Raw genomic sequence first — 15,825 nt, forward strand, 5'->3', positions numbered from 1 at the left:
ATCTTCGGCAGGTGGGAAAAGTGACCTGCCAAAAAGGGACAGGTTTATTTTGGCAGGTTTTAGTGCTTGCCGTTGGCGGAAGCGGCGCCGTTTACGTGATCGCGGGCGTAGATTACGCCGTGGACGATGGCCAGACCGGCAGCGTCGGCGGCACGGGCGCAGGTGTCCTGGAAATCCTCGGCCTCGCGGGCGCGCAGCTGCTTGAGCACATAGTCGGCGACGGCCATCTTGCCGGGAGGGTTGCCGATGCCGGTGCGGATGCGGCTAAAGTCGCGGCTGCCCATCTTGTCGATGATGGAGCGCAGGCCGTTGTGGCCGGCATGGCCTCCGCCCACCTTGACGCGCACATCGCCGGCGGGGATGTCGAGCTCGTCGTGGATGACGAGCAGCTCCTCGGCCTTGATCTTGTACTCGCGGCAGAGCTTGGAGATGGGGCCGCCCGAGGTGTTCATGTACGACTGCGGCTTGACCAGCACGATCTGGCGCTTGCCGTCCTCTTCCTCGGCATCGTTGATGTTGATGAGCGCGACCTCGGCGCCGGCCTGGTTTTTCCAATACGTGACACCGGCCTGACGGGCCAGCTCGTCGATCGCCTTAAAGCCGGCGTTGTGGCGGGTCTCGGCATATTCCTCGCCCGGGTTGCCAAGCCCGGCAACCATGCGAATCTTAAGCGGCTGTGCAGCTGCCATGTTCATCCTTTCGTTGATTTGTCGCCTGCTATGGTGAGCGACCCTGTTGCCACTGTCAAATGGAGGGCAATTGAGGTTGTTTGGGGGCGTTTGGACGGCCGTCAAAATCCGAGGTGGACAGTTAGTTCAGATACGTATAAGTTCTGAGGACTCGAAGTGCTTAATTCGATGCCGATACGTTGTTTTGGAGCTTTAGTTAGTCCATATGGCGCCGTTTTGAAGTCTACCCTGCCTTCAAATAGGGCGAATGGTATAGAGATAGCTGTAAAACAGCCTAATTCACTGTGTCCATTTATGCGTATTTGAACTGACTGTCCAGCCCTGCTCGACGGCGCACGGGTGATTCGCCGTTTAGACCGGCGCAAGGCCGATTCCGGCCCGCAGAGCGTTGAGCCAAGCGGCCTGACGCTTGCGATAGCCCTTGATGCGATACCGGAATCGGACTCCCGCGAGTCGATGCGTCGTTTGGGCGAAGGCTTCGAGTGCAACAAGGTCTTTCATTTGGTCGCGATTGATAACCAGGACGTGGATGCCCATTGCTTTGAGTCCATTATTTCGATTGCCATCGTGGATGCGAGCGTTTTGAAGCTCATGCCCAATTCCGTTGTATTCGTTGTCGACTCCGGCTGCCGGGCAATATAGGTCGCAGATGGCGTAAGGGATGCCGGAGGACATGTTGACCGCAAGAGTGTCGAAGTCGATTCGATGGTTGAGTAGCAGGCCTCCCATGGGCAGGCTGCAGCATCCGAATCCGCCAAAGCGCATGGGCGCTCCGAGAACGGCAAACATTAGGGATTCGGCTGGGGATGCAGATCCGGGTCGGGCGAGATTGACTGCCGTGCGAAACGAGGTGTATGAGCTACTTTTGGCGAAGCGCGCGACCGCCTCAAGCTCTTCGATAGTTGTGGCGGGCTCGCATTTGTAGTGCGCCTGTTCGTAGCGGGTTTCGTTCTGCTGTTCGGCCGCCGACTGATCGCCCCGGCAATCGAGGTCGTCCATCGCTTCGTAGCCATCTCCCTTGGGCCAGACGTCGTCATAGGCAATGGGGTATGTTGCCCCGGGAGGAAGGGAGTAGGTTCCGAGCAGTTCCATGAGAAGCATCAAGGTTTTGGCGACTGATTCATTTTTGGAACAAAGCATGGCTGTCATGGCAGGAGACGTTGCGTAGATGTCGGCCTCGACGTGCATAATTGCACCTTCAGGAAGAGGAGCGGAGAGAATATGCTGAAGAAGTCGCTTGTCGGGGCGTCTGTTGTCTTCGCTTGAAACGAGAAGATCGAGCAGTTCGGAATCATCTTCATTCCAGGCGTCGAGTATCGAAAGTGCGCCAAAGTCTATCGCGTCATTATTGGGAATGCAGCTAGCCAAGGCCTGTGCTTGCTGTTCACTATCAACGGAGTCCCAGGGTAGGGCAGAGTACGCCCGTCGTGCGCGACGAATTGCGCGGAGGGCGGAGAGATGTGAAATCACGGTCGTCATAGCTATAACGTACTAAGTTGGCGGCAGAATGCGACCGCCATACCGTTCTTTTCGCTCAGCGGGGCGCTGCGCGCCATGAACGGCTGGGTGTTATGAAATCGATGGAATCGGTTGAGGGGATTGCAGGAAATTGAGCTCTGCCGCGAAGGTTGACGATAGCTACTGGACAGTTAGTTCAGATACGTATAAGACGGCGGGCGTTCGAGGCGTTTCTAAGGGCCTTCGAGGGCGATTTGAGGGTAAATATGCGGCGGTTGTACTCGAAAACGATGAGCATTGGGCGGCATGGCATCCGCCGGGGAGCTCAGAAGGCTCCAAACGGCCCTTTGGGGCTTTAAAAAAATACGTATCTGAACTAATTGTCCAGGGAAGGTTGGCGAGGGATAGAAAAAGGGTCGGAAGCGAGCTTCCGACCCTTTAAAAGCATCAAAGATGATGCGATGCGCGTTGGATTACAGTGCGAAGTCGCCGCCGACGAGCGTGGAGACGGGCTCCTCGTGGTAAACGGCGGAGATGGCCTGAGCGAACTCCTCGGCGACCGAGATGGTCTTGATCTTGCCGCCGACCTCGACGGGGATGGCGTCGGTGACGACGCACTCGACGATGGGGGCGTCGTTCAGGCGCTCGATGGCCGGGCCGGAGAAGATGCCGTGGGTGGCGCACACGTAGATGTCGCCGGCGCCCATGGCCTTGAGCTCCTTGACGTTGGCGCACAGGGTGCCAGCGGTGTCGATCATGTCGTCATTGATGATGCAGGTCTTGCCCTTGATGTCACCGATGATGCCCATGACCTCGGCGGCGTTGTGGCGCGGACGGCCCTTGTGGGCGATGGCGAGATCGCAACCGAGCATGTCGGACAGCTTCTTGGCGGCCTTGGCGCGACCCACGTCGGGGGACACGACAACCAGGTTGTCGGTGTCGAAGTGCATGTCGTTGTAGTACTGGCCGAACAGCGGCAGTGCGGACAGGTGGTTAACCGGGATATCGAAGAAGCCCTGGATCTGGCCCTGGTGCAGGTCGAGGGTGATGATGCGGTTGACGCCGGCGCGCTCGAGCAGGTTGGCGACGAGGCGGGCAGTGATGGGCTCGCGCGGGCCGGCCTTGCGGTCCTGGCGGGCATAGCCGTAGTGGGTGATGACGGCGGTGATGGAGCGGGCAGACGCGCGCTTGGCAGCGTCGGTGGCGATGAGCAGCTCCATGAGCATGTCATTGACGTTGCCGCCGGCTACGGACTGAATCAGGAAGACGTCGGCGCCGCGGACGGTCTCGTCGTAGCGGGCGTAAATCTCACCATTGGCGAACTGCTTTAGCGTAAGGCCCGAAAGCTCGACCCCAAGGTACTCAGCGATTTTCTGAGCGAGGGGACGGTTGGAGGAACCGGAATACACGCGGATGGACTTGCGCATATTCTCCGACTTCTCGGGATCATTAATCGGCATTACCCTTCTCCTTTATACATCGAATGCCATATAGATGCCTTGTTGCATTGTAACCGCGCGATAGGGTTTATCGAGTCTTGATAACGTCTTTACCGTCAACGGACACGAACCGACCACTCATCCGGTTGCGCAGGTCACGATAGAAAAAAGAGCTGCTCCATGGAACAGCTCCTTTTGTGCTTGATAAAACGTTATACCTCGTCGTCCTCGTGCAGACGGCGGCGATAATCGGCGGCCCAGCCCTCAATATTTACCTGACGGGCGCGGCCCAGGCCGAGTGCGTCTGCCGGAACCGGCTCGGTGATGACGGAGCCGGCGGCAACGAGCGCGCCGTCGCCGATCTGGGCGGGCGCGACCATCATGGTGTCGGAGCCGATGAAGGCGTCCTTGCCGATGACGGTCTTGTGCTTGTGGACGCCATCGTAGTTGCAGGTGATGGAGCCCGCGCCCACGTTGACGCCGGAGCCCATGGTGGTGTCGCCGATGTAGGACAGGTGCGGCACCTTGGAGCCCTCGCCGATCGTGGACTTCTTGATCTCCACGTGCGTGCCGGCCTTGGAGCCATCGAGCATGTGGGTGCCCGGGCGCAGGTAGGCGCGCGGGCCGCAGTCGACGCCGTTCTCGATGACGGCCTCGATGGCGATAGTCTCATCGATGACGCAGCCGCTGCCGACGGTGGTGTCGGTGAGGCGGCTGTTGGGGCCGAGCTGGCACTCCTCGCCCACGGTGACGTGGCCGATCAGGTGCGTCTGCGGCCACACGACGGTGTCGCGGCCGATGACGGCGTCGGGACCGATCCAAGCCTGCGTGGGGTCGATGAAGGTGACGCCCTCGGCCATCCAGTGCTCGTTGATGCGATCGCGCGCGATGGCGGTGAGCTGCGCGAGCTGGATGCGGCTGTTGACGCCCAGACCGTCGCGGTAATCATCGCAGTGGAAGATGGAGACCGCCTGGCCGTGGCCCTTGAGAATTTCGAGCATGTCGGGCAGGTAATACTCGGACTGCGCGTTGTCGTTGCCGATCTCGTCAATGTGGGCGGCGAGCTGCGCGCCGTCAAAGGCGTAGCAGCCGGCGTTGCACTCCAGCAGCGCGGCGGCCTGCTCGGGCGTGCAGTCCTTCTGCTCGATGATGCGCTCGACCTGACCATCGGCGCCCAGCTTGATGCGGCCGTAGCCGAAGGGATCGGGCGGGGTCATGGTCATGACGGTGCAGGTGAGCTCGCCGGTGGCGACGGTCTGTGCGAACTTTGCGACGGTGTCGGCGGTGATGAGCGGCAGGTCGCCGTTGAGCACGACGACGGGGCCTTGCGTGATGCCACAGGCCTCGAGCGCGACCTTCACGGCGTGGCCGGTGCCCAGGCGCTCGGTCTGCTCGACGCACTCGACCTTGGTGGCGCTGGTGGCGTAGGCGCCGTCGATGAGGGCGCGCATCTCGTCGGCGTGGCTGCCGATGACGACCACGACGCGGCTGCAGCCGGCCTTGATGGTGGCGTCGACGATCCACTGAACCATGGGCTTGCCCAGGATCTTGTGCGAAACCTTGCAGTGGTTCGACTTCATGCGGGTGCCCTCGCCGGCGGCGAGGATAATTGCGGTTGCGTCCATGTGATCTCCTGTTACGTTATAGAGACGTGTGTTTGGAAACGATACACGGCGCAATATGATACCGCAGGCATATGATGAGCGCGTAACGATTGGCGCATGGCGGCCGATGTCGGTGTCGCCGGTGTGGCGTTTGCGCTGGTTGTGTATGGCGTCGGCGGCGCTGCGGCGTTGGCGTTTGAGCGAGGGGATGGGGGTGCCCGTGGACATCACGCGAGAGGAATCGGGCAGTGAGCCCGTCGCGGCATTCTCGATGTCGCACCCGGCGGTGCCGGCGCTCTATATGGTGCTGACGCTGGGGCTTACCATGTTCTCGATGCAACCGGTGTTGATTGCGCTGTCGCTTGCGGGCGGGCTGGCGTACGGGTTTGCGACGCGCGGTGCAGCGCGTACGCTGGGGGCGCTTCGCTGGCAGCTGCCGGTGATTTTGATCATCGCGCTGGTCAATCCGCTGTTTAGCGCCTCGGGCTCGACGGAGCTGTTCCGTATTGGCATGCGCGCGGTGTATCTGGAGAGCATGGTATACGGCCTGTGCATGGGCGGGCTGTTTGTGGCGAGCGTGCTGTGGTTTGAGGCCGCGGCGTCGATGCTTAGCTACGACAAGGTGCTCGCGCTTTTTGGCAACGCCGCGCCGGTGGTCGCGCTCATGATCTCGATGTGCATGCGGCTTATCCCGCAGTTTCTGCGCCGCGGTCGTACGGTGCTGGCGGTGCAGGATGCGATTGACGTGCCGGGGCGCGCGCCGGCCGACCCCGTGCGCTCGCGCCTGCGGGCATCGAGCGTGCTGATGGGCTGGGGCATGGAAGATTCGCTGGAGCGCGCGGACGCCATGCGTTCCCGTGGGTGGGGCGCCGCGACGCGTCGCACGACGTACGCGCGGTATCGGCTGGGGCGCGGCGATGTTGCCGCGCTGGTTGGGCTTGCGGCGTTTGGTGCCGCCGCGGTAGCGGTGGCATGGGTTGCGACGACGCAGTATTCGTTTTACCCGCAGCTTTCGGTGCCGGCACCGTGGCCGGGCTATGTTGTATACGCGGCTTGGATGGCACTGCCCTGCGTGCTGCACGCGGTTGACGAAAAGAGGTTTGGCTGATGACTCGGTTGGACGGGAGCATGATGACGGACGCGGCGCGCGGCTCGGATGAGCCGGCGATTGAAGTGCGAGGCCTGCGCTTTGCCTACCCCGGGGCCGAGGCGCCGGTGCTCGAGGGGCTTGACTGGGCTGTTCCCCAAGGCGCGTTTGCGCTGCTCGTTGGTGGTACCGGGTCGGGTAAGTCGACGCTGCTGTCGCTGCTCAAGCCCGAGATCGCTCCGGCGGGCGAGCGCACTGGCGAACTGCTCGTGCTGGGCGAGAACGTTGCCGACATGGACGTTCGGGCGTCCGCGGAGCGCGTGGGCTATGTGTTTCAGGACCCCGAAAACCAGATTGTGTGCGAGACCGTGTGGCACGAGATGGCGTTTGGCCTGGAAAACTTGGGCATGTCGCGCGACGAGATGCGGCGTCGCGTGGCCGAGACCAGCTATTTCTTTGGGTTGGAGGATTGGCTCCACCGCGATACCGACACGCTTTCGGGCGGACGCAAGCAGCTGCTGTCGTTGGCTGCCGTGCTGGCGTTGCGCCCGCGCGTGCTGCTGCTCGATGAGCCCACGTCCCAGCTGGACCCCGTCGCCGAGAAAATTTTTATGCATGCGCTGTTTCGTGTGAATCGCGAGCTGGGCTGCACGGTTGTTGTGGCAACGCACCAGCCGCGGCCGATGCTCGAGTATGCGACGTATGCGTACCGGATTAAGGGCGGTCGCGTGCGCGAGGCGGTTGACCTAGCGAGTTTGGGTAGTCGCGAGGGACTTTTGGCTTTGGACTCTTGCCGGCCCGCGCAGGGGGCGGCGACGAGTGCGGCAGCGGCTATCCGCGAGGGCTGGTTTCGCTACGATCGCGCGGGCGGTTGGGTGCTGCGCGGGCTCGACGTGGCGTTTTCGGCCGGCGTGGTGCATGCGGTCGTGGGCGGAAACGGCTGCGGCAAGTCAACGATGCTCTCGGTGCTGGCCAAGACGGCTAAGCTGCAGCGTGGCCGCATGGTGCGTGGGACGGCTTCGGCGGCGCTGCTGCCTCAGAATCCCAAGGCCCTGCTGGTTGCCGAGACGGTTCGCGATGAACTAATGGAATGGGCTTCGACCTGCGGGTACGACGAGGCCGTGGCACAGGAGCGCGCAGCAAGTCTGGGGCTGTCGGGCCTGGATGGGCGCCACCCGTGCGATCTTTCGGGCGGACAGCGTCAACTGCTTGCATTGGCAAAGCTGCTGCTGATTGGCCCCGAGCTGTTGCTGCTTGATGAGCCCACCAAGGGCCTTGATCTGGCAAGTCGCTGCATTATCGCCCGAGCCCTGCGTGAGCATGCGCAGGCCGGCGGCACCGTCATCATGGCCACGCACGACCTGGACTTTGCCGAGCAGGTCGCTGACGAAATCGCCATGATGTTTGACGGCGAGATCGCCTGCGTGGAGCCGCCGACCGACTTCTTTGCCGAAAACGTGTTTTATAGGGCGTGATGGAATGGCGGATTATCGCGTCTCGCGCCTACTTGCAAAAATGGAAATCCCGCTGCTGCTGGCGGTCCCCGCAGTGATGACTGCGGCGTTGCTGGCGGGCGTTGAACAGGCGGCGCTTGCCATGCTTGTCGTGGTGGCGTTGGTGCTCGCGCTGTTCTTTGCGGGCTACGAGGTATCGCGCCCCGGCCTGCGCCAGATTATGCCAACGCTGGTTCTGGCGGCGTTGGCCGCGGCGGGGCGTATCTTGTTTGGCCCCATTCCCGACTTTAAACCCGTGAGCGCCATCGCCATTATCGCGGGGGCGACGCTGGGCCGGCGCAACGGGTTTATGGTCGGCGCGCTGGCGGCGCTGACCAGCAACTTCTTTTTTGGCCAGGGTATGTGGACGCCGTGGCAGATGTATGCCTGGGGACTCGTCGGCTATGTTGGCGGCGCCCTGGCGCATGCGGGTGCGTTCGACCGTGCGGATGGGACCGTGCGCATGCCGGCATTGCTTGCGTACGGTTTTGCATCGGGCCTGCTCTATGGCGTCGTGATCAACGCATACGACATCATCGGTTTTGTGCAGCCGCTCACGTGGGCGGGCGCCGTGGCGCGTCTTGCCACGGCGGTGCCGTTCGACATCACGCACGGACTCGCGACCTGCGTGTTTTTGGCCGCCCTGTACAAGCCCTGGTGTCGCCGCATCAACCGAGTCGTCGTGAAGTACGGGCTGTAGGGCTGGTTGTGTCGGGGCGGGAATCAATACTGTCGAAGTGCCATTTCAAAACTATGCCGGTTTACGGGGCTAGATTGGCACAGGCAGGCCATACCGGCTTTTTTCGAAATAGAGTAAGCCGTTTACCTGCAGTTTTATTATTTCGGAATTGCGTATGGTTGGGGGTTTGCGATTTAGCCCCGTAAACCGGCATAGTTTTGAAATGGCCGGTTGACATGACGGGCATCGTGGCCCTCAGAGAGCCAAATTGATCCGTTTTCTTCCGTCCCCAGACGTCCCAGGGAATCAGCTGAACCCGCCCGCCACGAAATCGCCCCGCTTTTCTTCGTCTTTGGGAGATCAGTTGGGTTAGAGCTCAAGGGCGAGGGTAACGGGGCAGTGGTCGCTGCCAAAGATGCCACCGCGGATGCCCGTGTCGCGCACGTTGCCGGCGATTGCGTCGCTCACCAGGAAGTAATCAATGCGCCAGCCAGCGTTGTTTTTGCGAGCATTAAAGCGGTAGCTCCACCAGCTGTAGACGCCTTCGACGTCGGGGTTTGCCGCGCGCCAGGTATCGGTAAAGCCGGCATCGAGCAGCTCGGTGAACTTGCCGCGCTCTTCGTCCGAAAAACCCGCGTTGCCGCGGTTGGACTTGGGGTTCTTAAGGTCGATCTCCTCGTGCGCCACGTTAAAGTCGCCGCAGGTCACCACGGGTTTACCGGTCTCGCGCTCAAGTGCGCTCAAAAAGCCGCGGTAGGCATCGTCCCACGCCATGCGCACATCGATGCGGGCGAGCTCGTTTTGGGCGTTGGGCGTATAGACGTCGACAAACCAGAACTTATCGAACTCGAGCGCGCAGACGCGGCCCTCGGTTGCGGCCTGCGCCACGAGCTCTGCCGCCTCGCCCTCGCCGGCGTAGGGCAGCAGGGCATCGGCGCGCAGCACGCGCAGCGGTTCCTGGCGGCTAAAGACCGCGGTGCCCGAATAGCCTTTGCGCTCGGCGTAGCTCCAGGTTTGGTGATAGCCGGGCAGGTCGATATCGACCTGGCCCTCTTGCAGCTTGGTCTCTTGCAGCGCCAAGATGTCGACATCGAGCTCCTGCGCGATCTGGATAAAGCTCGGGTCCTTTTTGAGCACGGCGCGCAGGCCGTTGACGTTCCACGAGGCGAAAGTGTAAGTCTGAGGCATGGTGTCCTTTCGACGGGGTTGGCAGGCTTAAGATTAGCGCAACAAGGGCGGAGCGGGCACCACGCGTGACAACCCAAGGGCCGCGTGCTGGGATATTGCCCGACGCTGCCCGACCAACCAGGACGGAGGACTCGTATGACGCAGGCAATATCGGACCCCAAGCAGGCCTCCGCGGCGCTGGCGGAGCTGTTCGATACCCACGAGCGCGTGGTGTTCTTTGGCGGCGCGGGCGTTTCCACGGCGAGCGGCATTCCCGATTTCCGCAGCGTGGACGGCCTGTATCATCAGCAGTTTGCCTACCCGCCCGAGACTATGCTCTCGCATAGCTTTTACGAGACGCATCCGGCCGAGTTCTTTGACTTCTACCGCACCAAGATGATCGCGCTTGGCGCCAAGCCCAATCGCTGCCACACCAAACTGGCCGAGCTGGAGCGGACCGGCAAGCTTAGCGCCGTGGTGACGCAAAATATCGACGGCCTGCATCAGATGGCCGGCTCGCAGCGCGTGTTCGAGCTGCACGGCTCGGTCCACCGCAGCATTTGCCAGGCGTGCGGCGCAGTCTATAGCGCCGAGTGGATCTGTGCGCGCGATCACGAGGATGCCGCGGGCGTGCCCGCGTGTCCTGTGTGCGGCGGCCGCATCAAGCCCGATGTGGTGCTCTACGAGGAGCCGCTCGACGAGCATGTGCTTACCGGTGCCGTTGCCGCCATCGCCGCGGCCGATGCCCTTATTGTGGGCGGGACTTCGCTCGTGGTGTATCCGGCGGCGGGCCTTACGCGCTACTTTACCGGCGATACGCTGGCCATTTGCAATCTTGCTCCCACCGATCAGGATGCAAATGCCGACCTGCTGATTTCTTGCGACATCGCGGCCGCGTTTGCGTTCTAGCCCGCGCACGCGGATACAATAGAAAGACTGATTGCAAAACGACCCCGCCGCCAGCGCCCAAGCGCGGCGGCGTGGGCATTTTAGGAGGATGTTCATGGCGAACGATAGCAAGACATGGCGGTGCGGAAAGTACGAGCTCAGCTTTGACCGTCCGCGCATCATGGGCGTCCTCAACGTGACGCCCGATTCGTTTAGCGACGGCGGCGAGCACTTCGATGCGGATGCCGCTATCGAGTACGGCCTGGCGATGCTCGACGCCGGCGCCGACATCATCGACGTAGGCGGCGAGTCCACGCGCCCCGGCTTTACCCCGGTCAATCCCGACGAGGAGGCTCGTCGCGTGCTGCCCGTGGTGCGCGCGCTGGCAAAAGAGGGCGCCATCGTCTCGATCGACACGCGCCACGTGGCGGTCGCCAAGGCTGCCGTGCGCTGCGGCGCCTCGATCGTCAACGATGTGACGGGCTTCACCGACCCCAAGATGGTCGAGTTTGTCGCGACAAGCACCTGCGGCGTCATCGTGATGCACGCCGGCGAGGTCGCGGCACCTACCCGCACACATGCAACGGTGCAGCTCGACACCTCGGCCGCGGCGTTTGTTGCCGAGAAGGCGCGCGAGGCGGCTGCCGAGGCCGCGCGAGAGGCCGAGAAGCCGGCTCGCCGCCGTCGCGGCAAGCTGCTGGGCGAGCCCAAGACGGAGGCCAAGCTTCCGGGCGGCGTGGTGCAGCCTTCGCTGCCGTTTGGCGACCCGGAGCCCGCGCCCGAGCCTGCGGACGAGCAGAAGCAGGCGGCACCGGCGGCCGAGCGGGTCGCCCCTGCCGCCGAGCCTGCCGCGACCCCCGAGCCCGCGCCGGAGCCCAATGACCACCTGGCAGCCATGATGCGCCGCAGCGCCCGCCGCGAGGAGGCCTACGTGCCCACCTCTCAGCTCCGCCGCTTCACCCTGCCCGATTCGGCGCCCATCATGCGCCGCGTCATGGGTTTCCTGTCCGACCAGGCCCGCACGCTCATCCATGCCGGCGTGTCGCGCGATCGCATCTGCATCGACCCCGGCCCGGGTTTTGGCAAGACGGCCAACGAGGATATCGTCATCCAGCGCGAGACCGCCAAGATGGCATCGCTGGGCTATCCGCTCATGTGCGCCGTGTCGCGCAAGCGTTTTGTGGGCGCCGTCTCGGGCGTGACCGAGGCGGCCGCGCGCGATGCCGCCACGTTTGGTGTGTGCCTGGGCGCCATCCAGGCCGGTGCCAACATCGTGCGCGTGCACGACGTCACCGGCTTCGCGCAGTTCCTGAACGGTTACTGGGCCGTCGCCAAGCCGCAGCCGCGCCGCGCGTTTGTGGCCGTGGGTTCCAACCTGGGACATCGCTGCGACAACATCCGCGCCGCGCGCGACATGATCGCCGAGATCCCGCTCACCTGCGTGTCCAACTGCTCGCGCATCTACGAGAGCGAGCCGGCCTACGAGACGCGCCAGGACGCGTTTGCCAACGCCGTTATCGAGATTAAGACCGAGCTGGCGCCGCTGGTACTGCTTGACGAGCTGCAGAAGATCGAGCTCGAGCTGGGCCGCGACCGCTCCAAGAAGGCCAAGGTCAACGGCCCGCGCACCATCGACTTGGACCTGCTGTGGATGGATGGTGAGACGCACGGCGGCAAGAAGCTGCGCCTGCCGCATCCGCTGATCGGCGAGCGCGACTTTGTGCTGGTGCCGCTCGAGGACCTGATGCACGACCCGGCGCGGTTCTTCCGCTTCAACGGCGTCGAGGTCAAGGAGCCCGAGGACCGCGTGGGTCATATCGTGGGCGAATTGGGGCGTATGTAGATGATTGAGATGAATGCTGTAGCCGCCGGCACCGAGCTTGATGCCGCGCGCGACGCGGGCCGCGAGGGTGCGTCTGCGGGTTGGTGCGCTTGGAGTGCGGGTGAGGCGTCGTTGACGTTTTCGCTGGTCGTGCGCCCAGACGTGAATATGCATGCCTTCCACGGCCTGCCGTTTGTGGCGGCGATGGGCATGATGGACGCGCTTGTGGGCACGGCTTCGACGCCGGGGTTGGGCCTTGCCGGTAAAGTGGGTATCCAGTGGCCGAGCAACATCGTGTGCGGCGCGCCCGCGTTCGAGACGCCGTTCGCACGCGTTGCCGTGAACGGTGGTGCCGGTGCCGCGGGCATGTTCGGTGCCGTGACGGTGGATATTGAGCGCACGGCGCTGAGCGGGCTTGGCGTGGATATGGCCGACGAGGCGCTGGTCGAGGCGCTGTCTGCCGCCGTGCTGACCCGCGTGGGCGCTTGGGCAGTTGTTGCCAACACGCCGCAGGGCGCTGCCGGCCCGTTGGCTCCGGTGCTGGGCGAGTACTTCGACATGGTGCCGCTGCTGGGTCGTCAGGTTGCGGCGGTGTCGCCCAACGGTTTGCCGCTTGCGGTCGGTGTGTTTGCGGGCCTGGATATCTGGGGCCGTGCGACCATCAAGACCGATGCCGGCGAGCAGGAGTTTCCGCCCGAGGCCGTGCGCATTCGCGGTCTGTAGCGCGGGGCGTTCGCGTCCAAAGACAACAATGACAACGAAGCCCTCTTCGGCCTGTGCCGGGGAGGGTTCCGCCTATCTGGGGAATGGGTTGCCAGCGCCCTATTCCTCAAAACTGAAAAATTTTCGTTTTTGAGGAATAGAATTAAGGCAGCTCGGTCTTTCGCGAGGTATATTCGCTATAGAGCCTATTCCTCAAAACTGAAAATTTTTCAGTTTTGAGGAATAGCGATAAAAGACCGCGAGGAGGCCCCGATGAAACTCATCAATAGAACGTCATATATGGACACGTTGACGAGTCTTATTGGCGTGCCGGACATCAAGGTCATCACGGGCATCCGTCGTAGCGGTAAATCAAAATTGCTCGAGGCCCTCCGCGATTACGTGGAGGCACATCTGTCCAATTCGAATGTCATCCATATCAACTACAACCTCGATGAGTTCGAGAACCTGCTCGAGTATCACGCGCTGCTCGCCTATGTAAAAGAGCATCGAGTGTCCGACAAGCAAAACTTCCTGCTTATCGACGAGGTTCAGATGTGCGACGGCTTTGAACGCGCGATCAACAGCCTCCATGCATCCGAGCAGTACGACATCTTCATCACCGGATCGAACGCCTTTTTGCTGTCGAGTGATCTGTCGACGCTCTTTACGGGGCGCACGTTCGAGATCGAGGTTTTCCCATTCTCGTTTGAGGAGTATCGCTTCTATAGTGACGAGGGCGAGGTCGATCGCGACTTCGATGAGTACGCGAGAACCGGCGGCATGTCCGGCTCTTACCCTTATCCACTGCAGGAGCAGCGCTACCAATATCTCTCCAATGTCTTCAAAACGCTCATCGTGAGGGATATCGTGCAGCGGCATAACGTGAGAAACGAATCGGCACTGCTGCGCATTGCCGATTACATGATGGGCAACGTCTCCAACATAACGTCGGCACGCAACATTACAGATGTTTTGAATGCGGATGGGCTAAAGATTACGAACAAGACGGTCGGCACGTACATGGGGTACCTGTGCGATGCGTTTGCCTTCTATAAAGTTCGTCGGTACGACATTCGCGGCAAAAAATACCTTAAGAGCGGCGAGAAGTATTACCTGGCAGACCACGCGTTCAAATACGCACTGCTTGGTACACGTGATATGGATTGGGGACGCGTATACGAGAACATGGTGGCCATCGAGCTGCTGCGCCGCGGATACGAGGTATACGTCGGTGTGCTCTATAAAAAGGAAATAGACTTTGTAGCAATCAAGCGAAGCGAGAAGCTCTACATTCAGGTGAGCGACGACATCAGCTCGGATAAGACGTTTGAACGCGAGATTTCGCCACTGCTGAGCATTGGCGATGCGTATCCCAAGATGATTCTTGCCCGCACGCATCACGAGGCCACGGATCGCGATGGGGTGCAGATCGTGGACCTGGCGAGGTGGTTGTGCGGCGAGGCTTAGCAAAAAATCCTATTCCTCAAAACTGAAAAATTTTCGATTTTGAGGAATAGGATTGGCGGCTGGTTGCTGCGACCTGGCGTTTGCTCTATCCCAGCTCCTGCATGCGGCGGTAGATTTCGCAGATACCCTTGATGGTGAGCTGCCCGTCGACCACGTCGAAGGCATCGGTCGAATCGGCGACGATGCCGGCGAGACCGCCCGTGGCGATAACGGTGGCGTCCTCGCGGCCCAGCTCGCGCTTCATGCGCGCGACCAGGCCCTCGGCCATGGCGGCGGCGCCCATCACGGCGCCGACCTTGATGCACTCTTCGGTGTCGCGACCGATGGCATGCTCGGGCGCCTCGAGCGGAACGCTGGCGAGCTTAGCGGCACGGGCGGCAAGCGCGTCCATGGAGATGCGGATGCCCGGCGCAATCGCTCCGCCAATGTAATAACCGTCCTCATCGATGACGTCGATATTGGTCGCGGTGCCAAAGTCCACCACGATTGCCGGCGCGCCGTAGAAAGCCTCGGCCGCAACGGCGTTGGCGACGCGGTCGGCACCAACGGCTTGGGGGCGCGCCGCCCGCAGTTTGGTCACCGCAGCCGTCTGCGGCCCGATGACGATGGCGTCCGCGGCGATGCGGTCGGCAACGGCGTGCCACTCACGTGAGAGCTGCGGAACCACGCCGGCAAAGGCGATCGCATCGACCGCATCGAGCGAAAGGTCGTACATCTTAAAGAAGCCCATCAGGCGCACGTGGATCTCGTCGGCGGTATAGGAGCGGTCGGTGGGCATGCGCCACGACTGCACCAGCTCGTCTCCGTCAAACAGACCCATGGCCGTCTGCGTGTTTCCCATATCGATAGCGAGCAGCATGTCTACTCCCGGTGTCGGCATAAAAGGACGCGCACCATTGTATACGTGCCGTCGACGGCGCTCGGCTGCGATTCGTTTACGGTGATAGGGGCTGAGGGGTTTAAATATGAAGGAATTATGCTCTACGAGATTTTTCTTGCCGTTTACCGAACTCCCACGTAATATTCTTTCTTGCGCACATGAGGCGCCCAGACATTGCGGGGTGGAGCAGTCTGGTAGCTCGCCGGGCTCATAACCCGGAGGTCGTAGGTTCAAATCCTGCCCCCGCGACCAAGAACTTGCAGCTCGTCGGCCTAGCCGGCGAGCTTTTTTGTTATTCCGGGACCGTGTTTTCGGTCCAATTCTCGGCCTCTCAAACAACATCTCGATCTGTAACACCTAGACCCCATTTGGACGGCTAGATGTTACAGATCGAGATGTTGAGTCCCCGCCCGGACGGTTTGTCTAAATCTGTAACATCTTGGGCCC

The 15,825-nt window shown here is 61.8% G+C and carries 14 protein-coding genes and 1 tRNA gene; 9 read left to right on the forward strand and 6 right to left on the reverse strand.

The annotated features are described in order from the left end of the window. Positions 1 to 59: 59 nt before the first annotated feature. The 4 genes from pth to glmU form a co-directional block, all read right to left on the reverse strand. Positions 60 to 689: an aminoacyl-tRNA hydrolase gene (gene pth, locus DXD94_RS03935; protein WP_199568372.1), complete on the reverse strand. Its 630-nt coding sequence runs from the start codon at positions 687 to 689 to the stop codon at positions 60 to 62. A gap of 351 nt (positions 690 to 1,040) precedes the next feature. After that, a complete protein-coding gene (locus tag DXD94_RS03940) occupies positions 1,041 to 2,168 on the reverse strand; it encodes a hypothetical protein (protein WP_117763278.1) in 1,128 nt (375 codons plus the stop codon). Positions 2,169 to 2,620: 452 nt separating this feature from the next. After that, entirely contained in the window at positions 2,621 to 3,607 is a 987-nt protein-coding gene (locus tag DXD94_RS03945) for a ribose-phosphate pyrophosphokinase (RefSeq protein WP_089573682.1), read from the reverse strand. Between the two features lie 191 nt (positions 3,608 to 3,798). Further along, positions 3,799 to 5,211, reverse strand: a complete 1,413-nt coding sequence (gene glmU, locus DXD94_RS03950; protein WP_117763279.1) for a bifunctional UDP-N-acetylglucosamine diphosphorylase/glucosamine-1-phosphate N-acetyltransferase GlmU — start codon at positions 5,209 to 5,211, stop codon at positions 3,799 to 3,801. Positions 5,212 to 5,307: 96 nt separating this feature from the next. On the opposite strand from glmU, the gene DXD94_RS09920 reads away from it, so the two are divergent. The 4 genes from DXD94_RS09920 to DXD94_RS03965 are packed head-to-tail and all read left to right on the forward strand — an operon-like array spanning position 5,308 to position 8,470. Beyond that, a complete protein-coding gene (locus tag DXD94_RS09920) occupies positions 5,308 to 5,442 on the forward strand; it encodes a hypothetical protein (protein ID WP_255415020.1) in 135 nt (44 codons plus the stop codon). Further along, positions 5,411 to 6,298: an energy-coupling factor transporter transmembrane component T gene (locus tag DXD94_RS03955; RefSeq protein ID WP_233502131.1), complete on the forward strand. Its 888-nt coding sequence runs from the start codon at positions 5,411 to 5,413 to the stop codon at positions 6,296 to 6,298. Before DXD94_RS09920 ends, DXD94_RS03955 begins: the two co-directional genes overlap by 32 nt. Positions 6,299 to 6,318: 20 nt before the next feature. Next, positions 6,319 to 7,752, forward strand: coding sequence for an ABC transporter ATP-binding protein (locus DXD94_RS03960; protein ID WP_233540314.1), 1,434 nt, complete (start codon positions 6,319 to 6,321; stop codon positions 7,750 to 7,752). A gap of 4 nt (positions 7,753 to 7,756) precedes the next feature. Then, positions 7,757 to 8,470, forward strand: a complete 714-nt coding sequence (locus DXD94_RS03965) for a DUF6580 family putative transport protein (protein ID WP_117734767.1) — start codon at positions 7,757 to 7,759, stop codon at positions 8,468 to 8,470. Positions 8,471 to 8,818: 348 nt separating this feature from the next. Here DXD94_RS03965 and DXD94_RS03970 read toward each other — a convergent pair whose 3' ends face one another. Beyond that, entirely contained in the window at positions 8,819 to 9,637 is an 819-nt protein-coding gene (locus tag DXD94_RS03970) for an exodeoxyribonuclease III (protein WP_117734766.1), read from the reverse strand. Between the two features lie 135 nt (positions 9,638 to 9,772). On the opposite strand from DXD94_RS03970, the gene DXD94_RS03975 reads away from it, so the two are divergent. The 4 genes from DXD94_RS03975 (at position 9,773) to DXD94_RS03990 (ending at position 14,498) form a co-directional block, all read left to right on the forward strand. Next, a complete protein-coding gene (locus DXD94_RS03975) occupies positions 9,773 to 10,525 on the forward strand; it encodes an NAD-dependent protein deacylase (RefSeq protein WP_117763280.1) in 753 nt (250 codons plus the stop codon). 94 nt (positions 10,526 to 10,619) lie between these two features. Further along, the gene (folP, locus tag DXD94_RS03980) at positions 10,620 to 12,347 is read left to right on the forward strand and encodes a dihydropteroate synthase (protein WP_117763281.1); all 1,728 of its coding nucleotides are present in this window, start codon (positions 10,620 to 10,622) and stop codon (positions 12,345 to 12,347) included. Next, the gene (locus DXD94_RS03985; protein ID WP_117763282.1) at positions 12,348 to 13,049 is read left to right on the forward strand and encodes a hypothetical protein; all 702 of its coding nucleotides are present in this window, start codon (positions 12,348 to 12,350) and stop codon (positions 13,047 to 13,049) included. 252 nt (positions 13,050 to 13,301) lie between these two features. Beyond that, the gene (locus DXD94_RS03990) at positions 13,302 to 14,498 is read left to right on the forward strand and encodes an ATP-binding protein (RefSeq protein WP_117763283.1); all 1,197 of its coding nucleotides are present in this window, start codon (positions 13,302 to 13,304) and stop codon (positions 14,496 to 14,498) included. An 85-nt stretch (positions 14,499 to 14,583) separates the two neighbouring features. Here DXD94_RS03990 and DXD94_RS03995 read toward each other — a convergent pair whose 3' ends face one another. Beyond that, entirely contained in the window at positions 14,584 to 15,357 is a 774-nt protein-coding gene (locus DXD94_RS03995) for a type III pantothenate kinase (RefSeq protein WP_158564787.1), read from the reverse strand. 196 nt (positions 15,358 to 15,553) lie between these two features. Here DXD94_RS03995 and DXD94_RS04000 point away from each other — a divergent pair. Beyond that, positions 15,554 to 15,630: transfer RNA gene (locus DXD94_RS04000), tRNA-Met, on the forward strand. Positions 15,631 to 15,825 lie beyond the last annotated feature (195 nt).

Origin of the sequence: Collinsella sp. TM10-22, from assembly GCF_003466125.1 — a bacterium.
Lineage (GTDB): Bacteria > Actinomycetota > Coriobacteriia > Coriobacteriales > Coriobacteriaceae > Collinsella.